Genomic DNA, 1,432 nt, shown 5'->3' with positions numbered 1-1,432 from the left:
GTTTCAGAACCAACACAGTGGACGCGAGCAACTGAGGACAAGCCCTCGGCCTATTAGTACCAGTCACCTCCACCCGTTACCGGGCTTCCAGATCTGGCCTATCAACCCAGTCGTCTACTGGGAGCCTTAACCCCTCAAAGGGGGTGGGAATACTCATCTCGAAGCAGGCTTCCCGCTTAGATGCTTTCAGCGGTTATCCTTTCCGAACGTAGCCAACCAGCCATGCCCTTGGCAGGACAACTGGCACACCAGAGGTTCGTCCGTCCCGGTCCTCTCGTACTAGGGACAGCCCTTCTCAATATTCCTACGCGCACAGAGGATAGGGACCGAACTGTCTCACGACGTTCTAAACCCAGCTCGCGTACCGCTTTAATGGGCGAACAGCCCAACCCTTGGGACCGACTCCAGCCCCAGGATGCGACGAGCCGACATCGAGGTGCCAAACCATCCCGTCGATATGGACTCTTGGGGAAGATCAGCCTGTTATCCCCGGGGTACCTTTTATCCGTTGAGCGACGGCGCTTCCACAAGCCACCGCCGGATCACTAGTCCCGACTTTCGTCCCTGCTCGACCCGTCGGTCTCACAGTCAAGCTCCCTTGTGCACTTACACTCAACACCTGATTACCAACCAGGCTGAGGGAACCTTTGGGCGCCTCCGTTACTCTTTAGGAGGCAACCGCCCCAGTTAAACTACCCATCAGACACTGTCCCTGATCCGGATCACGGACCGAGGTTAGACATCCAGCACGACCAGAGTGGTATTTCAACGGCGACTCCACGAACACTGGCGTGCCCGCTTCAAAGTCTCCCACCTATCCTACACAAGCCGAACCGAACACCAATATCAAACTGTAGTAAAGGTCCCGGGGTCTTTCCGTCCTTCTGCGCGAAACGAGCATCTTTACTCGTAGTGCAATTTCACCGGGCCTATGGTTGAGACAGTCGAGAAGTCGTTACGCCATTCGTGCAGGTCGGAACTTACCCGACAAGGAATTTCGCTACCTTAGGATGGTTATAGTTACCACCGCCGTTTACTGGCGCTTAAGTTCTCAGCTTCGCACACCCGAAAGTGCACTAACCGGTCCCCTTAACGTTCCAGCACCGGGCAGGCGTCAGTCCGTATACATCGCCTTACGGCTTCGCACGGACCTGTGTTTTTAGTAAACAGTCGCTTCTCGCTGGTCTCTGCGGCCACCCCCAGCTCAGAGTGCAAGACTCCTCACCAGTGATGGCCCCCCTTCTCCCGAAGTTACGGGGGCATTTTGCCGAGTTCCTTAACCATAGTTCACCCGAACGCCTCGGTATTCTCTACCTGACCACCTGAGTCGGTTTAGGGTACGGGCCGCCATGAAACTCGCTAGAGGCTTTTCTCGACAGCATAGGATCATCCACTTCACCACAATCGGCTCGGCATCAGGTCTCAGCCTTAT

At 55.7% G+C, this 1,432-nt stretch carries 1 rRNA gene (running past one end of the window); it reads right to left on the bottom strand.

Annotation, left to right across the window (positions count from 1 at the left end):
- Nucleotides 1-33: 33 nt before the first annotated feature.
- Nucleotides 34-1,432 (bottom strand): 23S ribosomal RNA (locus tag ABZ385_RS33190) (it continues 1,372 nt past the right edge of the window).

This window comes from Streptomyces sp. NPDC005898 (genome assembly GCF_040629635.1).
GTDB lineage: Bacteria > Actinomycetota > Actinomycetes > Streptomycetales > Streptomycetaceae > Streptomyces.
Note: the sequence above shows the minus strand (reverse complement) of the source record. Positions and strands in the feature narration are given on the sequence as shown.